At 42.4% G+C, this 19,766-nt stretch carries 1 protein-coding gene; it reads left to right on the forward strand.

Going from position 1 to position 19,766, the window contains the following annotated elements:
- The first annotated feature begins 8 nt into the window (after positions 1-8).
- Positions 9-19,694 carry a putative Ig domain-containing protein gene (locus NSMS1_RS23310; RefSeq protein WP_224087094.1) on the forward strand — a complete coding sequence of 6,562 codons (19,686 nt, stop codon included), beginning with the start codon at positions 9-11 and terminating at the stop codon, positions 19,692-19,694.
- The last annotated feature ends 72 nt before the right edge of the window (positions 19,695-19,766 follow it).

Genomic DNA, 19,766 nt, shown 5'->3' on the forward strand with positions numbered 1-19,766 from the left:
GAATCCCAATGGATACCGGAATTAGCATTTTTGTCCACGATCAAATTTCATTGCATAACCATCCCTTATTGCCAGATACATTTGCTTGCTGGCAGCCAATGGGGTTAACTCAACTTGGTTCTAGCTCTCTCAATTTAGAATGCCAAATTCCGGTATCTTTTGCAAAATATGAATTATCACCTAAGTTTGTTGAATCGAATTATCCCGCAAGATTAGACCCTTTACTTGGAGACTCACTATTAGTTAGCGAAGAAGCTGTTAGTATATCGCTATTGCAAGTAACAGATTCGCTCAAGAGTTTTCTTGGACAACCTAATTATATTGATAGCTTAAAGCTTAGTTTTGGCTCAGGATGGCAAACGACAAAAGCAACAGCCATCTTGACAGATTTATCACAAGCTAAAAACTTGCCCCAGCTAAAAATTGTTTCAGGGCAAGAATTACAATCTCAAGGCGCATTCAGTCAGCAGACAAATACGATTTACCTAGCACAAAAATTTATAGAACAGAATCCTATAAATGCTATTGCCCAAGTTTTAACTGAAGAACTGGGCCATTACATAGATTCACAATTAAATACAGTTGATACTCCAGGAGATGAAGGAGAGTTATTTGCTGCTATCGTTGATGGCGTTGAATTAACATCAGCACAAATACAAGCAATCACACTAGAAGATGACCATAAGATAGTCACAATCAATGGTCAGACTTTGCTGGTAGAACAATCGGTTAACGAAATTGTTGGCACCGGTGGACGTGATATTTTAACGGGTACACCATTGAGCGATCGCATCATTGGTGGTTTTGGTGCAGACGTAATTACAGGTGGTAGTGGTGCGGATACATTCGTTTACCAAAACATTAGGGATGCAGGCGATATTATCAAAGACTTTGAACTACGTCAGGATGTGATTGACGTAAGCCAAGTACTGAGCAGTTTTGGCTACGGTGGGTTTAATCCGATAGCAGATGGTTATATTCAATTCGGCACTTATGCAGATGGAACAGTCATTCTCCTAGACAGTGATGGTAAAGGACCGTTATCAGCTAGACCATATATCTATGTAGAGAAAGTCACACCGAATGACCTCAGTAGCTACACTAAACACTTCATTCCCAACCCAGGAGAACCACCACAAATTCAAGCAGGTTTAGTTAATGATACAGGGGCATCAGCCAGTGATCGCCTCACCTTTGACCCAACAATTAGCGCTAAAGTTACTGCAACTAGCAATCTTATCAGTCTCAAAGCTGGATTAAATAATCAAGCAGTTACAGTAAATATTTTCGATACGCTACAACCAGATGGTAGTTTTAATTTGACTACTGCACGGTTAAAACAAATTAACGGTGGTAGCCTCAATGATGGTGCTTACACATTAAAACTGCAAGCTACGGATAATAAGGGTAATATCTCCAGTGTCTACAGTTTCAATTTTGTTTTAGACACAACCGCACCTATTTTAAACCTCCAACTTGACCCGAACTTTGATTCTGCACCAGTGGGAGATTTGCAAACTAGCTTTGAGAAAGTCAACTTAGTAGGCGCAACAGAAGCTAATTTAACTGTAAGTTTGCAACAAACTGGGGTTAGCAGCACTAGCAATAATTTAGGACAGTTTACTTTTACTAATATCTCGCTGACTCAAGGAAGTAATCTGTTTACTGTAGTTGCAAAAGATTTAGCTGGGAATCAAGGGTATTTTAGCCAAACATTTCAACGCTTGGTTCAACCAATCAACACAGCACCGACAAATCTGAGCCTGAATCCTGCTAGTAGTGCAGAGAATGTGCCAGATAATAACATTATTGGTACATTCACCACAACTGACATTGATGTTGCTGATACCCATACTTATAGTTTAGTTAATGGTGAAGGCGATACAGATAATACAGCATTTGTTATTGTTGATAGTCAACTTAAAATAAAAAAATCCCCGGATTTTGAAACTAAGTCTGCATATAGTATTCGAGTAAGAACTACTGATGCAGGTGGGTTATTCTTTGATAAAGCTTTTAATATTACTATTACCAATGTTAACGAAGCACCTACAGCTTTAAATTTAAGTAATGAGGCGATCGCAGAAAATGTTGTAGCTAACAGTATCATTGGCACATTCACCACAACTGAACCTGATGTTGGCGATACACACACTTATAGTTTTGTCAGTGGTGAAGGCGATACAGATAATACTGCGTTCACTATCTTGGGCAATGAACTGAGAATTAAACAATCGCCTAATTTTGAAGTTAAATCTAACTACAGCATCCGAGTAAGAACTACTGATGCAGGTGGGTTATTCTTTGATAAAGCTTTTAATATTACTATTACCAATGTTAACGAAGCACCTATAATAGAGGCGATCGCTAACCAAAATATCAACGAACAAACTCCGTTTGCCTTCACAATTAAAGCCACAGATCCCGAATCAGATCCCCTCACCTACACCTTAGATTCCAGCGTCCCTTCAGGAGTTAACCTCGATTCAACCACAGGTTTATTAACTTGGACTCCTCTAGAAACCCAAGGCCCAGGAAGTTATCCTATTACCATCCGTGTCACTGATGGTAAACTAGCAGACTTCCGTACCTTTACTATCAATGTAGCAGAGGTTAATACAGCACCTGTTTTAGCAAATATTGGCAACAAAACCATTACACTAGGCGAAACCCTCAGCTTTATCGTTACAGCCAATGATAGCGATAGTCCCGCCAATAGTTTAAGCTTCTTCATCGATGATGGTGCGCCGACAACAACCAAGCTTGACACTATCAAGGGAACATTTGCTTGGACTCCCACAACTGTAGGCATTTACCCCATCACAATTAGAGTCAAAGATAACGGTAATCCGGTATTAGAAGATTTTGAAACGATTCAAATCCAAGTTATTGCTCCTAATTTACCACCTACAGATATTACCTTAAATCCAGCAACTATCTCAGAAAATGTTACTTCTGGTAGTGTTGTCGGGACACTAAACACAGTTGACCCCAATGGAAATGATAACTTTACTTATGCTTTAGTCAGTGGCATTGGAGACAGTAATAATAATCAATTTATTATTGATGGCAACCAAGTAAAACTGAAGTTTTCTCCTGACTTTGAAACTAAATCAACCTACACAATCCGAGTAAAAACGACAGATAGTACCGGGTTAAGCTTGGAGAAAGCGTTAACTATAAATATTGCAGATGTTAATGAATCCCCCACTAACATCATTCTTAGTAACGCAGCAATCGCTGAGAACTCAGCTAATAATACATTAATTGGCACATTTAGTAGTATTGATCCGGATGTTGCGGATAGCTTTACTTATAGTTTAGTAAATGATGCAGGTGGAAGATTTGCGATCGCCTCTGGAACAAATCAGATAATCGTCGCTAACAGTAGCTTACTTAATTTTGAGCAGGCGAACAGTCACACAATCAGAGTTAAAACCACAGACAAGGGGGGATTGAGTTTTGAGAAAAACTTGACTATCTCCATTACCAACATCAACGAAGCACCTTTCTTTACTAGTACACCGATTAATAATGGAGAAGTTGGTAGCCCATACCAATATCTCATCACCACAGGCGACCCAGAAAACGATAGTCGGATTTTGAGTGCTACTAACCTACCTAGTTGGTTAACCTTAAGCAATAATCAAAATGGTACTGCTGTTCTTTCTGGTAATCCCGGAATTGGTAACGCCGGAATTTACACCATTCCTCTGGTTGTCACTGACGCAGGTGGACTAAGCAACACGCAAACATTCTTGCTTTCTGTCGGTGCAGTTCTGCGAGAAAGGACGAATTTTAGTCCTGAACTCACGACTAACCTGCTGATTTCTCAGCAACCGCAAATCCTCAGCTTTAAAGTAGTTCCTAGCTTTGATCTGGGTGATACCGATAGTATTAAAGATGCGTTTGAAGTCGCCTTGGTTGATAGTCAAGGTAATTCTTTAGTTCATACCATTACATCAAACCGGGATAGCTTCTTTAATATCACCGAAGGGTTGAATCCTGCCACTGCTGCTGGTACAAATTATGACCCAATCACCCAGACAGTCAAGGTTAACCTCACAGGAATTACACCTAATACCAACGGGCGTTTAGTCTTCCGGTTAGTTAATAATGACAGTGATATCGCTTCCTACGTTAGTATCAAAGAAATCAATCTCAACGATGCACCACCGGGAACTCTAGCACCTCTATCCTCGGTCGGGGATACACCTTTCTTAAGCAGCAGCCTCAATATCAACAAGGTTGAAGATGTCACTCCATCAATTCAACTCCAGTATCAGCGTACCTCCTTTAACGAGGAGACAAAACTGTTGTATGCAGATGTCGAAGTTAAAAATATTGGTAGCTATGGGATTAATGCACCATTAGTTGTAGTTGTCAAGAATATTAGCGATCCCAGTGTGCAGTTGCGGAATATTGACGGCTACACCCCAGATGGATTACCTTACTACAACTTTAGCGAACTCATTCCTGGCGGTAAACTTAATCCTCAGCAGGTCAGCAGCGATCGCTCTTTTGCTTTCTTTAACCCCTCACAGGTACAGTTTACCTATGATGTTGCTGTGTTATCAGTCTTGAATCAAAATCCCGTGATTCAGACACAACCAGTGTTAGAAGTAATTGGTGGACAACCTTACAAATATGATGTCAACGCCACAGACCCAGACCAAGACCCACTAACTTATCAATTATTAGTTGCACCCCAAGGTTTAGGAATTAATGCAGACACAGGTTTGATTGAGTGGAATACGAATGTAGCTAACATTGGTAATCACAACATCAGCATCCGAGTTAGTGATGGGCTGGGCGGAGTGACTCAGCAAACCTATACCTTGGCTGTCATCGACCGTCCTCCCAACAGACCACCCATATTTACATCTACACCAGTTGTTGATGCGGCTATTAATCAACCATACAAATATGATGCCGATGCCATTGACCCAGATCAAGACCCACTCACTTACAGCTTAGTTCTTGGCCCGGATGGAATGAAAGTCAATCCCACAACTGGGGTAGTAGAGTGGACACCGCCACCGGTCTTAACTTTGGGAGATACGGTTATTGGTCGGATTAGTATTCCCGGCGATGTAGATGAATTTACAATCACTGGTGTAGCTGGACAGCGACTGTATATTGATCCTTTACAGTCCAGTGGTGATTATTACCGTTGGCAGTTTAAAGTTTACAGCCCTAGTGGTTTGTTAGTGAATGATAGCCGCTTAGATGATAACAAACTGCTGAATTTGGCTGAGAATGGCAACTATCGGATTGTCCTGCGAACCGATGGTGACATGGTAGGAACTTACGGGTTCAGGGTGATAGACCAGAACTTAGTGCCGATAGTACCATTAGATACAGTCATTCAAGATAAACTTAGTCCTGGTTCTCAAGATCAGCTTTATCGCTTTACAGGTAGCCAAGGACAAAAACTCTTCTTTGATAAACTGAGCGACGATGGTAACTTAGATTGGGTTCTCTACAATGCCAGCAACCAAGTTGTTACTTACAATGGAAATTTTGATGATATTGAAATAGATTTACCTGTAGCTGGGGAATACACCCTAGCTGTGCGCGGAAGAGAAGCATTTACCAGTAGCGTTAACTACTCATTCTCGATTATCACCCCAGAGATTGTGACAACACCTCTGAATCTTGGTAGTGTGATTACGGGTGCGATCGCGGAAAAAGGAGAACAAGACCACTATACATTTATCGCTAAAGCCGGACAACAACTTTGGTACGATGCTTTAGATGGTGATCGTTTAACAGTTAACATTTACGACCCCCAAGGTCGGAACATAGGACTTTACAACCGCGATAGCCGTTCTGACACTGGCGTTGATTATCTAGCCTTAACAGTCGATGGAACTTATAAACTCGTCATTGATGGAGATGGAGAAACCACAGGAAACTATAAGTTCCGCTTATTAGACCGGGACGCTGCCTCCACAGTAGACTTAGACAAAGATATTATTGGGACAATTGACCAAAACGGTCTAGGGTCTACCCTGTATCGCTTCAACATTACAGGCGGTAGCAAATATCTCTACTTCGATACTCAAGCCGGCAGTTCTCCCAACCAATGGTTAGTTTACAAACCCAACGGTCAGTACATCACTGGCACATCTATTAATAATGACCAAGAATTTTTCTTAGATATAGGGGAATACCTGCTGGTGATGCAAGGCAACGGTGCAGCTGACACCAACTACAAAGTCCGCATCATTACCCCGGAACTGACAACAGCAGCCCTGACAATTGGTAATACAGTTAGTAGCAATATTAGCGAAAAAGGCGAACAAGATACTTACACCTTCACAGGCACAGCCGGACAGCAACTGTTCTATGATGCCTTAGCTAGTGATTACTTACAGGTGCGATTGTATGACCCCACAGGTAGGGAAATTTTCAATCGAGATAGCCGCTATGATGTGGGAACTGATGGCGGACTAGTCCTGTCCGTGAACGGCACTTACAAAGTAGTAGTTGATGGTAACGGCGAAGGCACAGGCAATTACAGTTTTCGCTTCCTCGACAGAGCCACCGCCCCGTTAGTCAATTTAGACACAGACATCACAGGCACACTCGATAACAGCATCGGCAGTAAACTGTATCGCTTCAACATCACAGGTGGTAGTAAGTACCTGTACATTGACGGTCAAACAGGTAGTTCTGCTAACCAGTGGTTAGTTTACAAACCCAACGGTGAGTACGTTACTAGCACATCTATTAATAATGACCGAGAATTTTCCCTAGATACAGGGGAATACTTACTAGTCATGCAAGGTAATGGTGGTAGTGACCTCAACTACAAAGTCCGCATCATTACCCCGGAACTGACAACAGCAGCCCTGACAATTGGTAATACAGTTAGTGGCAATATTAGCGAAAAAGGCGAACAAGACACATACACCTTCACAGGCACAGCCGGACAGCAACTGTTCTATGATGCCTTGGCTAGTGATTACTTACAGGTGCGATTGTATGACCCCACAGGTAGGGAAATTTTCAATCGAGATAGCCGCTATGATGTGGGAACTGATGGCGGACTAGTCCTGTCCGTGAACGGCACTTACAAAGTAGTAGTTGATGGTAACGGCGAAGGCACAGGCAATTACAGTTTTCGCTTCCTCGACAGAGCCACCGCCCCGTTAGTCAATTTAGACACAGACATCACAGGCACACTCGATAACAGCATCGGCAGTAAACTGTATCGCTTCAACATTACAGGTGGTAGTAAACGCCTCAATTTTGACAGTCAAGCAGGTGTTTATCTTAATAGCTGGATTCTGTATGCACAAAATGGGCAATATGTCAATAGTAATTCCCTGAGTGGCGATCGCGAATTAACCTTAGCATCAGGGGAATACCTGCTAGTTATACAAGGAAATGGGGCAAGCGATCGCAATTATAATCTTCAAATCAAAACCCTCCAAACTTTTACACCAACCCCACTGAATGATGCAACTCTAACCTTGGGTAACACAGTTAGTGGAACGATTAGTCAAGCTGGTGGACAAAAGAGTTATTCATTTACAGGCACAGCCGGACAACAACTGTTCTACGATGCCTTGGCTAGTGATTACTTGCAGGTGCGATTGTATGACCCCACCGGTAGGGAAATCTTCAATCGAGATAGCCGCTATGATTTGGGAACTGATAGTGGATTAGTCTTGTCAACAAACGGTACTTATCGAGTTGTTGTAGATAGTTATGGAACAGCCACAGGTAATTACAACTTCCGCTTCCTCGACAAAGCCGCAGCCCCAGTAGTCAACCTAGACACAGACATCACAGGCACACTCGACAACAGCATCGGCAGTAGACTATATCGCTTCAACATCACAGATGGTAGTAAATACCTGTACATCGACGGTCAAGCCGGAACATACTACAACAACTGGATCATTTACGCGCCCAACGGGCAGTACATCACCAGCACCTACATCTACGACGACAGAGAATTTAGTGCAGGTGTAGGTGAATACCTGTTGGTCATGCAAGGTAACGGTGCAACTGACCTCAACTACAAACTGCGTATCGTTACCCCAGAGTTCACCACCGCAGCGTTGACACTGGGTAATACCGTCACTGGCAGCATTTCTGAGAAAGGCGAACAAGACACCTACACCTTCACAGGTACAGCCGGACAGCAACTTTTCTATGATGCCTTGGCTAGTGAATCTTTCCGTGTGCGGATGTATGATCCCACAGGTAGGGAAATCTTCAACGCTGATAGCCGCAATGACGTAGGTACTAATGGTGGACTAGTCTTGTCGATGAACGGGACTTATAAAGTCGTTATTGGTAGTGACGGTGAAGGCACAGGTAATTACAGCTTCCGCTTCCTCGACAAAGCCGCAGCCCCAGTAGTCAACCTAGACACAGACATCACAGGCACACTCGACAACAGCATCGGCAGTAGACTATATCGCTTCAACATCACAGGTGGTAGTAAATACCTGTACATCGACGGTCAAGCTGGAACATACTACAACAACTGGATCATTTACGCGCCCAACGGGCAGTACATCACCAGCACCTACATCTACGACGACAGAGAATTTAGTGCAGGTGTAGGTGAATACCTGTTGGTCATGCAAGGTAACGGTGCAACTGACCTCAACTACAAACTGCGTATCGTTACCCCAGAGTTCACCACCGCAGCGTTGACACTGGGTAATACCGTCACTGGCAGCATTTCTGAGAAAGGCGAACAAGACACCTACACCTTCACAGGTACAGCCGGACAGCAACTTTTCTATGATGCCTTGGCTAGTGAATCTTTCCGTGTGCGGATGTATGATCCCACAGGTAGGGAAATCTTCAACGCTGATAGCCGCAATGACGTAGGTACTAATGGTGGACTAGTCTTGTCGATGAACGGGACTTATAAAGTCGTTATTGGTAGTGACGGTGAAGGCACAGGTAATTACAGCTTCCGCTTCCTCGACAAAGCCGCAGCCCCAGTAGTCAACCTAGACACAGACATCACAGGCACACTCGACAACAGCATCGGCAGTAGACTATATCGCTTCAACATCACAGGTGGTAGTAAATACCTGTACATCGACGGTCAAGCTGGAACATACTACAACAACTGGATCATTTACGCGCCCAACGGGCAGTACATCACCAGCACCTACATCTACGACGACAGAGAATTTAGTGCAGGTGTAGGTGAATACCTGTTGGTCATGCAAGGTAACGGTGCAACTGACCTCAACTACAAACTGCGTATCGTTACCCCAGAGTTCACCACCGCAGCGTTGACACTGGGTAATACCGTCACTGGCAGCATTTCTGAGAAAGGCGAACAAGACACCTACACCTTCACAGGTACAGCCGGACAACAACTATTCTACGATGCTTTGGGTGGGGATTACTTCCGTTTGCAATTGTTTGACCCTACAGGACGGGAAATTTACAACGCTGATAGCCGCAATGACAGAGGGACAAATGATGGATTAGTGCTGTCGATGAACGGGACTTATAAACTTGTCGTCGATGGTAACGTTAGTTATGGTAATGGTGAAGCTACAGGTAATTACAACTTCCGCTTGTTAGATAAAGCTGTAGCTACTCCCGTCATCTTCAACACTGATACCAGTGGCACTTTTGATAGTGCTGGCATTGGTTCTAAGCTCTACCGTTTCAATGCCCAAGCTGGACAACATTTCTATTTAGATACTGCAATAGGTCAGTATCCCAACTCTTGGATTATTTACGGAACTGGTGGACAGTACATTGGCAGTGGTTATCTCCAAGAAGGATACTCCAATAATGATTATGAATTTGATGTTCCCACAACAGGTGAATATCTGTTGGTCATGCAGGGGAATGGTGCTGCTAATACTAATTACAAGTTCTATTTAACATCGCCACAGTTTGACTACGCTAATTTACCATTAGGTAGTTTAGTAAGCGGTAATATTGCTACTAGAGGCGAACAAGATATTTACACCTTTGCTGGGACAGTTGGACAGCAAATCTTCCTAGATGCGATCGCCACTAATCCTAACCTCAAAGCTAAATTATACAGTCCTACCAATGTTTTAGTTGCTGACCGCGATATCAATAGTGATTGGTCGCCTGTTAACTTAGGCGAAGACGGAACTTACCGCTTAATCATTGACGGAGTAGGCACAACTACAGGCAACTATAGCTTTATTGTTAGCGATCGCACAGCTGCACCTACCCTGACTCTTAGTAATACTATTACTGGCAGTCTTACGCCAGGCAATCAAACTGACCTATATCAATTTAACGGCAAACAAGGACAAATTCTCAACTTTGACTTGAATGCAGTCACCTGGGTAGGCGCTAACTGGACTTTTTATGACCCATCTGGTAAAGCCATCAAAACACCTGTAGCTAATAGTCCTGACTTTAAAGCCACTTTAGCAGCAGATGGGATTTATACGCTAGCGATCGCAGGTAATAGCACTACTTCAGTTAATTACAGTTTCATCGTCACTGATAATTCCACAACTCCTGTCACCAATTCAGGATTAGGAACTCTACAAACAGGAACACTCAACACCGGACAGGTAATTGATTATAACTTCACTGCCACAGCAGGGACGAAGATTCTGTTTGATAGTTTAGATAATAATTATAATAACTGGCAGATTCGTGCTAGGTTAATTAAACCAGACGGCACGTATGTTTTTAGTGATTATGATACTCACTATGATAGTGACCCTATTTTATTAGAACAAACTGGCGACTATAAACTACAGATTTTTGGTTACTACAACACAACTATAGGTAGTTATAAATTCAAATTACTAGAACTGGCAAATGGACTCAAACCAGGAGTTAATTATTTAGAATTAGGTGGAGTTGTTGCCGGAAGTCTCAACAATTTAGAAGAAAAAATATATACTTTCAACGGCACAAATGGCTTACGTCTAATGTTTAACAGCATGACAGGCGATAATAATGTTAATGCTGTTGTCTATGATCCTAATGGCAATATTGTTTCATCCGTTAGTAGTCTATATTGGAATGCTGATTCTAATCCCTACACACTAACTCAACCAGGTTGGTATAGTCTAGTTCTGAGGAATCAACAAAATACAGCTAGCAATTTCTCCTTCCAACTCTTAGAACTGGATGCTGCACCGGAAATAAGCTTCAATTTACCCAATACATTCTCCTTGCCTTCGGGACAACAAAGCCAAGTCTACAAAGTTAAAGCCAAAGCCGGAGAAAGACTCTATTTTGATGTGATTTCTACCAACGGCATTGATGGTAATTCTCTCTGGAAACTCTATGGTGTTGGTAATAATTTACTTTTCGATCAATATCAAGGATCTAACGCAGAAGTAGTTATTCCCTACACAGGAGAATACAACCTATTAATCCAAGGAAGTTACAACACAAATAAAATTGATAGTAGTTTCCAAGTCACTCGACACAGTACTACAACCAGAGATATTATTATTCCCAGTAATGGGAAATCTTCCGGTGGCGGTGAAGGAACTTTAGGACTATTTAATGTTAAATTAGCAGCTAAAGATCCAGCAGGTGCAACGGCAATTCAAGACTATCAAATTCGTGTTGTTCCCGACCCCGAAAATGGCAACCCTGTAATTATTAGTACACCTCAAACTAAATATGGTTTAGATCAAGAAGCTTACCGTTACCAACTCAAGAGTGTTGACCCCGATAACGATGCCCTGTTCTATCGCTTAGTTGACGCACCTCTGGGGGCGAGTATTAACGGTGATACTGGAGAACTTCTCTGGTTTCCCACCTCTGGCGTGAAAAATGGAGATAAAGCAACTTTCAAAGTCGAAGTTTCTGACCGCAGAGGTGGCTATGATCGACAAAACTTTGAAGTCCAAGTTTATGGTGCTTTAGGCAAAATTCAAGGTGCAGTCTTTGATGATCTCAACAGCAATGGTATCCGCGATACTAAGCTGTTCAGTGGTGATAATCCCATTGTCGTCTTTGCCGTTGATACCTCCGGTAGTACCGCCGCACCTTTCTACGGCAAGGGTCAGTATAAAAATGTTAAAACAGTCCTGGATGCCCAAGTCCAGGCGGTGCTGACATTTATGGATGCTGTCGTGGCGCAAGGGTTAGGCGACAAGCTGAAAATTGGCTTGTTACCTTTCACTAATACTGCTGTCATTCAAGATATGGATTTGGTCACACCTGGAACTCAGCCCTACACGACAGCTTTGGCAGATAAAAATAATAATGGCATTGCAGACATCAAAGAAATTCTCAAAACTTACACCTCTAATGGCAGCAGTAGATTTACACCTGTATTAGAAACTATCGATACCTTACTGGGTACTGTTTCTGGCAATCCTAACTTAATCTTCATGTCCGATGGTTATGGGGCATTAGATGCAGTCAAGGCTGCTCAAGTAGCCGCAGATATCAAAGCTAGAGGAGGTAGTGTTACAGCTTTTGCGATCGGTCAGTATGCGACTGTAGAAACTTTAGATAAAGTTGATCCTAATGCCCTGCAAGTTCTAGAATTCGACGAACTTTTTGATATCTTCTCTGGCTTTGATCCTCGCTATGCCACAGAACCCCTCAAAGAAAATGTCTCAGTCTACTTAGACTTGAACAATAATGGTGTACTTGATAGCGGTGAACCTGTCCAAATTACCCAAAAAGATACCAGCGAATCGACGTTAGGCACAACCAAATATCAATTTACCTTTGATGGCTTAGAACCTGAAACATACACTGTCCGAGAAGTTGTGCCTAGTGGTTATGTGCAGACTTTACCCAGTAGCAATAAAGGCTGGACTGATACTGTCACTACTGTTGGGGAAAAATTCATTCATCTATTTGGTGTGGGTAAAGTCAGAGAACCTGCTAATGAAGACCCGTTCTTTATCACCAACCCAGCCGATTTAACTCAACTCAAGGCAGGACAAACTCTGCTGTACCGCGCCAATGCAGTAGATCCCAATGCCGATCCCGTTACTTACAGTCTGGTGTTGGCACCCAAAGGCGCAACCGTCGATGCTAAGACAGGAACAGTAGTTTGGACACCAACCAAAGCACAAGTTGACCAATTTTACAAGGAATTAAAAGAAAATAAAGCCAGGCTAGATGCCATTGGTCGGGGTTATGCAGCAGAGACAACAGCCAAGTTTAATATTCTGCTGACAGCTAACGATGGTCGAGGCGGTAAAGCACTGCAATATGTGAATGTAGAAGTATTAGCCGATAATAATGCTCCGATCTTTACTTCTACTCTGCCCGCAGACACGCAACCACAAGTAGGCAAAGTATTCCAATATCAAGCGACAGCAACTGACCCCGATGGCGATGCTATTAGTTTTGCATTAGTCAACGCACCAACAGGAGTGACAATTACCAATGATGGACTCCTGAAGTGGACACCAGTAGCCAGTCAGTTAGGCGATCGCACCTTCCAAATTCAAGTCAAAGATAACAAAGGTGGAGAAGCTTTACAAACCATCAAAGCCACCGTTGTTAATCCCCAACCCAACAGACTCCCAACAATCACCTCCGTACCCCGTACCTCCGCCAGACCAAGTACACCATACTTCTATGAAATCATTGCCAGTGACCCCGATGGCGACTCCTTGACCTATACCCTGACCACCAAGCCAGAGGGACTGACAATTAAAGATAATGTCATCACCTGGAATCCCCAACCACAACAGTCAGGTGCGAACAATGTGAAGTTGCGTGTCAGTGATAGCCAAGGCGGATTCATTGAGCAATCCTTTAGTATTAACGTTACTAACCAAATCACCAATCGCCCACCAGCCATTACTTCTGCCCCGAATTTAGTCACTAACCTCCAAAAACAATACCAATACAACCTCACAGGTAATGACCCCGACAATGACCAACTGTTCTGGAGTTTAGATCAAGCGCCTGATGGGATGGTAATAGATACCAACACCGGAGCATTGCGTTGGCAGCCAAAAGCCACTCAAATTGGTGATTTTGCTGTGGCAATTCGCTTAACTGATAATTATGGAGCTTATACAGTTCAGGAATACTCACTAAAAGCAACTGGTGTCAATACCCCACCCCAAATTCTTTCCACACCCATAACCAAAGCGGCTCAAAATCAGGCTTACACTTATCAAGTCGTTGCCAATGACCCAGAAAATGAACCCTTAACTTACAGTTTGGGGGCAAAACCGACGGGGATGGTAATTGATGGCAAAACAGGCTTAATTCAATGGACTGCGACATCTAATCAAACAGGTTCACAGCAAATTGAGGTGATAGTCCGTGATGCCCAAGGGGCAGCTAGCCAGCAAACCTACACCCTGCAAGTAGTCACTACCGCCATCAACCATGCACCAACTATTACCTCTACTCCCAGTTTCTTTGCGACTGTCGGTGGTGCTGAACCGTACAAATATCAAGTCCAGGCAACTGACACCGATGCAGGCGATATCATCACCTATAAATTGTTAGAAGCCCCGACAGGCATGATTATTAATGCCAGCAGTGGATTGTTGAATTGGGCAAATCCTGTTGCGGGTAACTACCAAGTGGTCGTGGCTGCCTTTGACAATCAAGGGTTAGGTGTAACTCAAGGTTATACCCTAGCCGCTAAAGTCAACAGTTTGCCTATTATTCGTTCCACTGCACCACGTACAGATGCTACCCCTGGTGTTACCTACCGCTACGATATTCAAGCTAACGATCCTGATGGCGGCACGCTCACCTATACTTTAGACACAGAATCACAAAAACGCGGTATTACCGTCGATTCACTGGGCAGACTGAGTTGGACACCAACAGCCAATCAAGTCGGGACTTATCCCGTTATTGTCACGATTTCCGACAATGCAGGTGGCAAAGTCACGCAAAACTTTAACTTAACCGTTGCCGCAGATACAACTGCCCCGCAAATCAACTTAATTCGTAGCACTAATATTGCTAACAAAGGCGACGAAATTTTCTTCCAAGTCAAAGCTACCGATAATATTGGCATCGCAAATCTGCAATTACTGATTGACAATAAGCCTGTTTTAGTCGATGCCAATGGTATAGCGAGATTAACTACTACTAGTTTAGGGACGATCTCTGCCAAGGCGATCGCTACTGACTTGGCTGGCAACAATGCCCAAGCAACTACTATCGTCCTTATCCTCGACCCCACAGATACGGAAGCACCAACTGTCAAGCTAGATTTATCAACAATTCCTGATACTATCACTGCCCCTATAGATATTCGTGGCCAGGTGAGTGACTCCAACCTGCTGTACTACACGCTGGAAGTTGCGCCTGTAGATGGCAGTGCGCCATTTAAGGAGGTATTTCGAGGTACACAAGCAGTTATAGATGGAGTCTTAGGTAAGTTTGACCCTTCAGTACTGCCCAATGATACTTACGTTTTACGTTTAACTGCTTATGATGCTGGTAATCATCAGAGTAGTGTGCAAACAACTAGCAGCATCACAGGGAATTTCAAGTTGGGTAACTTCCAAGTCTCGTTTACAGATTTAGAAATTCCTGTCAACGGCATTCCCATTATTCTGACTCGAACTTACGATACCTTCAACAGCAACACCAAAGATGACTTTGGTTATGGCTGGCGTATGGAGTTCCGCGATACCGACTTGCGGACGAACTTACCAAAAGATGAACTTTATGAAGAGATAGGCATTCGTACAATTGGTTTTGATGCAGGTACTCAAGTCTACATCACACTGCCAGGAAGAAAACGCGAACGTTTTACCTTTCAGCCCCGAGGCTACTTGTTACCCGGATTGTACCAACCAGGATTTGTTGCTGATAAAGGTGTTGCTAGCACCTTAACAGTAGCCTCTTCTGTGCTAATTAAAGGCACAAATGACCAGTTTTATGGGTTCAATGGGGGTGCTTACAATCCTGCTGATACAGATTACGGTTTTGGTGGTTACTATATCCTCACTACTAAAGAGGGAATCGTCTATCAAATTAATGCCCAGACTGGTGATATTGATAAAATTACCGACACCAATGGCAATCAGCTAACTTTCACTGATGGAGGAATTAGTAGCAGTACAGGACAAAAGATCACCTTTGAACGCAATAATTATGGGCAAATTGCCACAGTTACTGACCCATTGGGTAAGGTTATTCGTTATGAATACGATACTCAGGGAAATTTAGTCACGGTTACAGATCGAGAAAACAACAAAACTCAGTTTGAGTACAAAAATGAGCAACCACACTATTTAGATAAGATTATCGATCCTTTGAAACGTGTGGGGGTCAAAAATGAATATGACGAGCAAGGACGGTTAGTTAAGTTAATAGATGCAGCAGGAAACCCTGTACAGTTTGTTTATGACCCCGAAAACTCTCTTCAAACAATCAAAGATGGACTAGGTAACCCCACTACTTATGAATATGACAGTCGGGGAAATATTGTTAGAGAAGTTGATGCTTTAGGTGGGTTAACACAGAGAACTTTTGATGAAAGAAATAACTTACTAACTGAAACAGATTCTGAAGGTCATAAAACGACTTATACTTATGACATCAGTGGCAATGTTCTTACGAAAGTTGATGCACTAGGAAATATTAGTCGTTATACCTACAATAGCTTTAACAAACCCCTCACAGAAACAGACCCTCTAGGTAATACCTCAACCTACACCTATGACAGTCGAGGTAACTTGTTATCTAAAACTGATGCAGCAGGTCATCTTACGCAACTTAAGTATGACCAAGGAGGACAGCTGCTCTCTGTTACGGATGCAGGGGGAAATCTCATTAGCTTTGAATATGATCGCTTTGGTCATGTAACTCGTCAAGTTGATACTTTAGGTAATGCTACTACTTATACATATGACAGCAACGGTAATGAACTGACAGAAACAAGCCTAGTAAGCACTAGCTCAGGTCTACGCACCTTGGTGACAACTAAGACTTACAATGCTAATGGTCTAATCACATCTATTACAGATCCAGAAGGTCACAAGACTCAAACTGAATACGATGCGTTAAGTCATAAGACTGTTAAAATTGATGCCTTGAACCGTCGGACTGAGTATAAGTATGATGATAAAGGTCAATTGATTGAGGTGATTTACGCTGATAAAACTTCTGAAAAGATTACCTATGATGCGGCTGGACACCAAATTGCGAAAACCGACCGGGGCGATCGCACGACTCGCTTCACCTACGATGCTTTAGGTCGGCTGATTGCAACTATTTATCCAGATGCAACGCCTGATGACCTGACAGATAACCCCAGAACTCGTCTGGAATACAATAAAATCGGTAAAGTCGTTGCTCAGATTGATGAACGAAACAATCGCACTCAATATACATACGATGCCGCAGGACAAATAATTAGCATTCGTGATGCTTTAGGAAACGAAACTCGTTATACTTATGATGCTGTTGGGCATCAAATTAGTCAGACGGACGCGCTCAATCATACGACTAAATACAGTTATGATGCGATCAATAATTTAGTGCAGACTAGCTTTGCTGATGGTACAAGCATAGTTGATACTTACGATATCTTAGGACATAAAACAGCTACGACTGATCAAGCTGGATTTACAACCCGTTATGAATATGATGTATTAGGTCGCCTCACAGCAGTTGTTGATCCTCTAAAAGGGCGTACTGTTTATGGTTATGATGAACCTGTATATGCCTACGATGAAGAAGGTGCAGGGAACTTAATTCGCCAAACTGATGCTAATGGACACACAACCACTTACGAATATGATGCGCTAGGTCATCGTCTGGCTACTGTAAAACCTTTAGGTCAGCGAGCAAGTTTTACTTATGATCCAGTTGGCAATCTTTTAAGTAACACTGACTTCAATGGTAAGACCATTACTTATCAGTATGACAGTAATAACCGACTGATTAAAGAACAATTTTCTGACAATACTAATGTTAGCTACACTTATACACCTACTGGAAAGATTGCCTCGATTACAGATAGTAATGGTGTAACGAAATATATATATGATGCACGAGACCATTTACTAACTGTATCTGAATCTGATGGGCAACAGATCCAATATACCTATGACCTAGCTGGCAATCGGACTGCTGTTATTACTTCCTCAAATACAACCAGTTACACTTATGATGCTCTTAATCGTTTGTCAACAGTAATATCTCCTGATTTTAAAACTACTAAATATACTTATGATGCTGTAAGTAATTTGATTAAGACTGAACTTCCTAACAATATTGTAGAAACTCGTGCTTATGACAGTTTGAATCGATTGATATCACTGGAAAATGTGGGAGCATCTGGATTGATTTCTAGCTATCATTACACTCTAGATGCCGTTGGCGATCGCACTCTCGTTGAAGAAAGTGGAGGTCGTAAAGTTCATTATATTTATGATGCCTCACATCGACTCACTCAAGAAGAAATTACTAATCCTAGTAGCAGCACACGGACTATTAAATACACTTATGATCCAGTAGGAAATCGCCTTTCTCGAAATGACTCAGTTGCCGGACTAAGCATCTACACTTATGACCACAACGACCAATTATTGACTGAAGTTGTAGGCAATCAAACAACTCAATATACTTATGACAATAACGGTAATACACTCTCTAGGATTAAGAACGCTACTGACAAAGCAACGTATCACTGGGATGACCAAAATCGTCTGATAAGTGCTGATGTCATCACAACTACGGGAACCCATCATTCAGAGTATCGCTACAACTCAAGTGGCATTCGTATTGGCTCTGTAGTAGATGGTAAAGAAACCCGCTATTTAGTGGATACTAACCGTCCCTATGCTGAGGTTATAGAAGAATACACACCAGACAAAACTACCATAGCATCTTACGTTTATGGACATGATCTAATCTCTCAAACTGGAAACAATCAGCAGTCTTTTTACCTTTATGATGGACACAGTGGAGTAAGGTTGCTGACAAATACCACAGGCGTTGTTACTGACACATACACATACGATGCTTATGGCAATTTATTGCAATCTACTGGCACAACTCAAAATAGCTACCTTTACCAAGGAGAGCAAAACGATTCTAACCTTAATTGGCAGTATCTGCGGGCACGATATTACAATCCGAATCTAGGGCGCTTCACCAGCGTAGATCCTTTTGAGGGCTTACTGGTAAGTCCCATTAGCCTTAACAAATATTTGTATGCTCATGCGAATCCCTTAACTTTTGTCGATCCTTCAGGACAAACACCTCTAACAGATTTCTTGAGATTGGCTTTAAGATTTGGTCTTCTGAGTCCATTTCAGGCATTACCTTGGATCTTCGGCAGTATTGCTCATCGTGCAATCCAAGCAGATATCTTATTGCAGTTTCCACCTCCTCAAGGATTAGTAGAAGTGCCAATCCCAGGGGGAAGAATAGATGTTTTCATCCTACCAAATAACGTTTATGAAATTAAACCTCTTGGTGGTGTAGTAGATCCTAATGAACAACTGGATAGATATACAAGCGGAGTAATTACAGGTGGAGCACTTGCAGGTTTATTGCTAGTTAGAGGAAGCTATCCATTCAACAGCACAATTAATATTCCTCTAATCGTTGGTATTTCACTGCATTACTATTTAGAGGAACCGGGCATTATTTTATATGATCCATTCATTAATTCAACTGGAATTGCTATTTTTGTGGCTACTGTAGCAACAATAGCAATATCTTCAATCGAGCTTGATTTTAGTATTGCAGGTTTAACAGCATCCTTAGGTTTTGCTTTTTAAGAAATAAAATCGATATACAGCAGATTCGAGGTTGATGAGGTACAGTAACCGATTGAACTTCAAGTTTGAAAA

This window comes from Nostoc sp. MS1, assembly GCF_019976755.1.
Taxonomy (GTDB): domain Bacteria; phylum Cyanobacteriota; class Cyanobacteriia; order Cyanobacteriales; family Nostocaceae; genus Trichormus.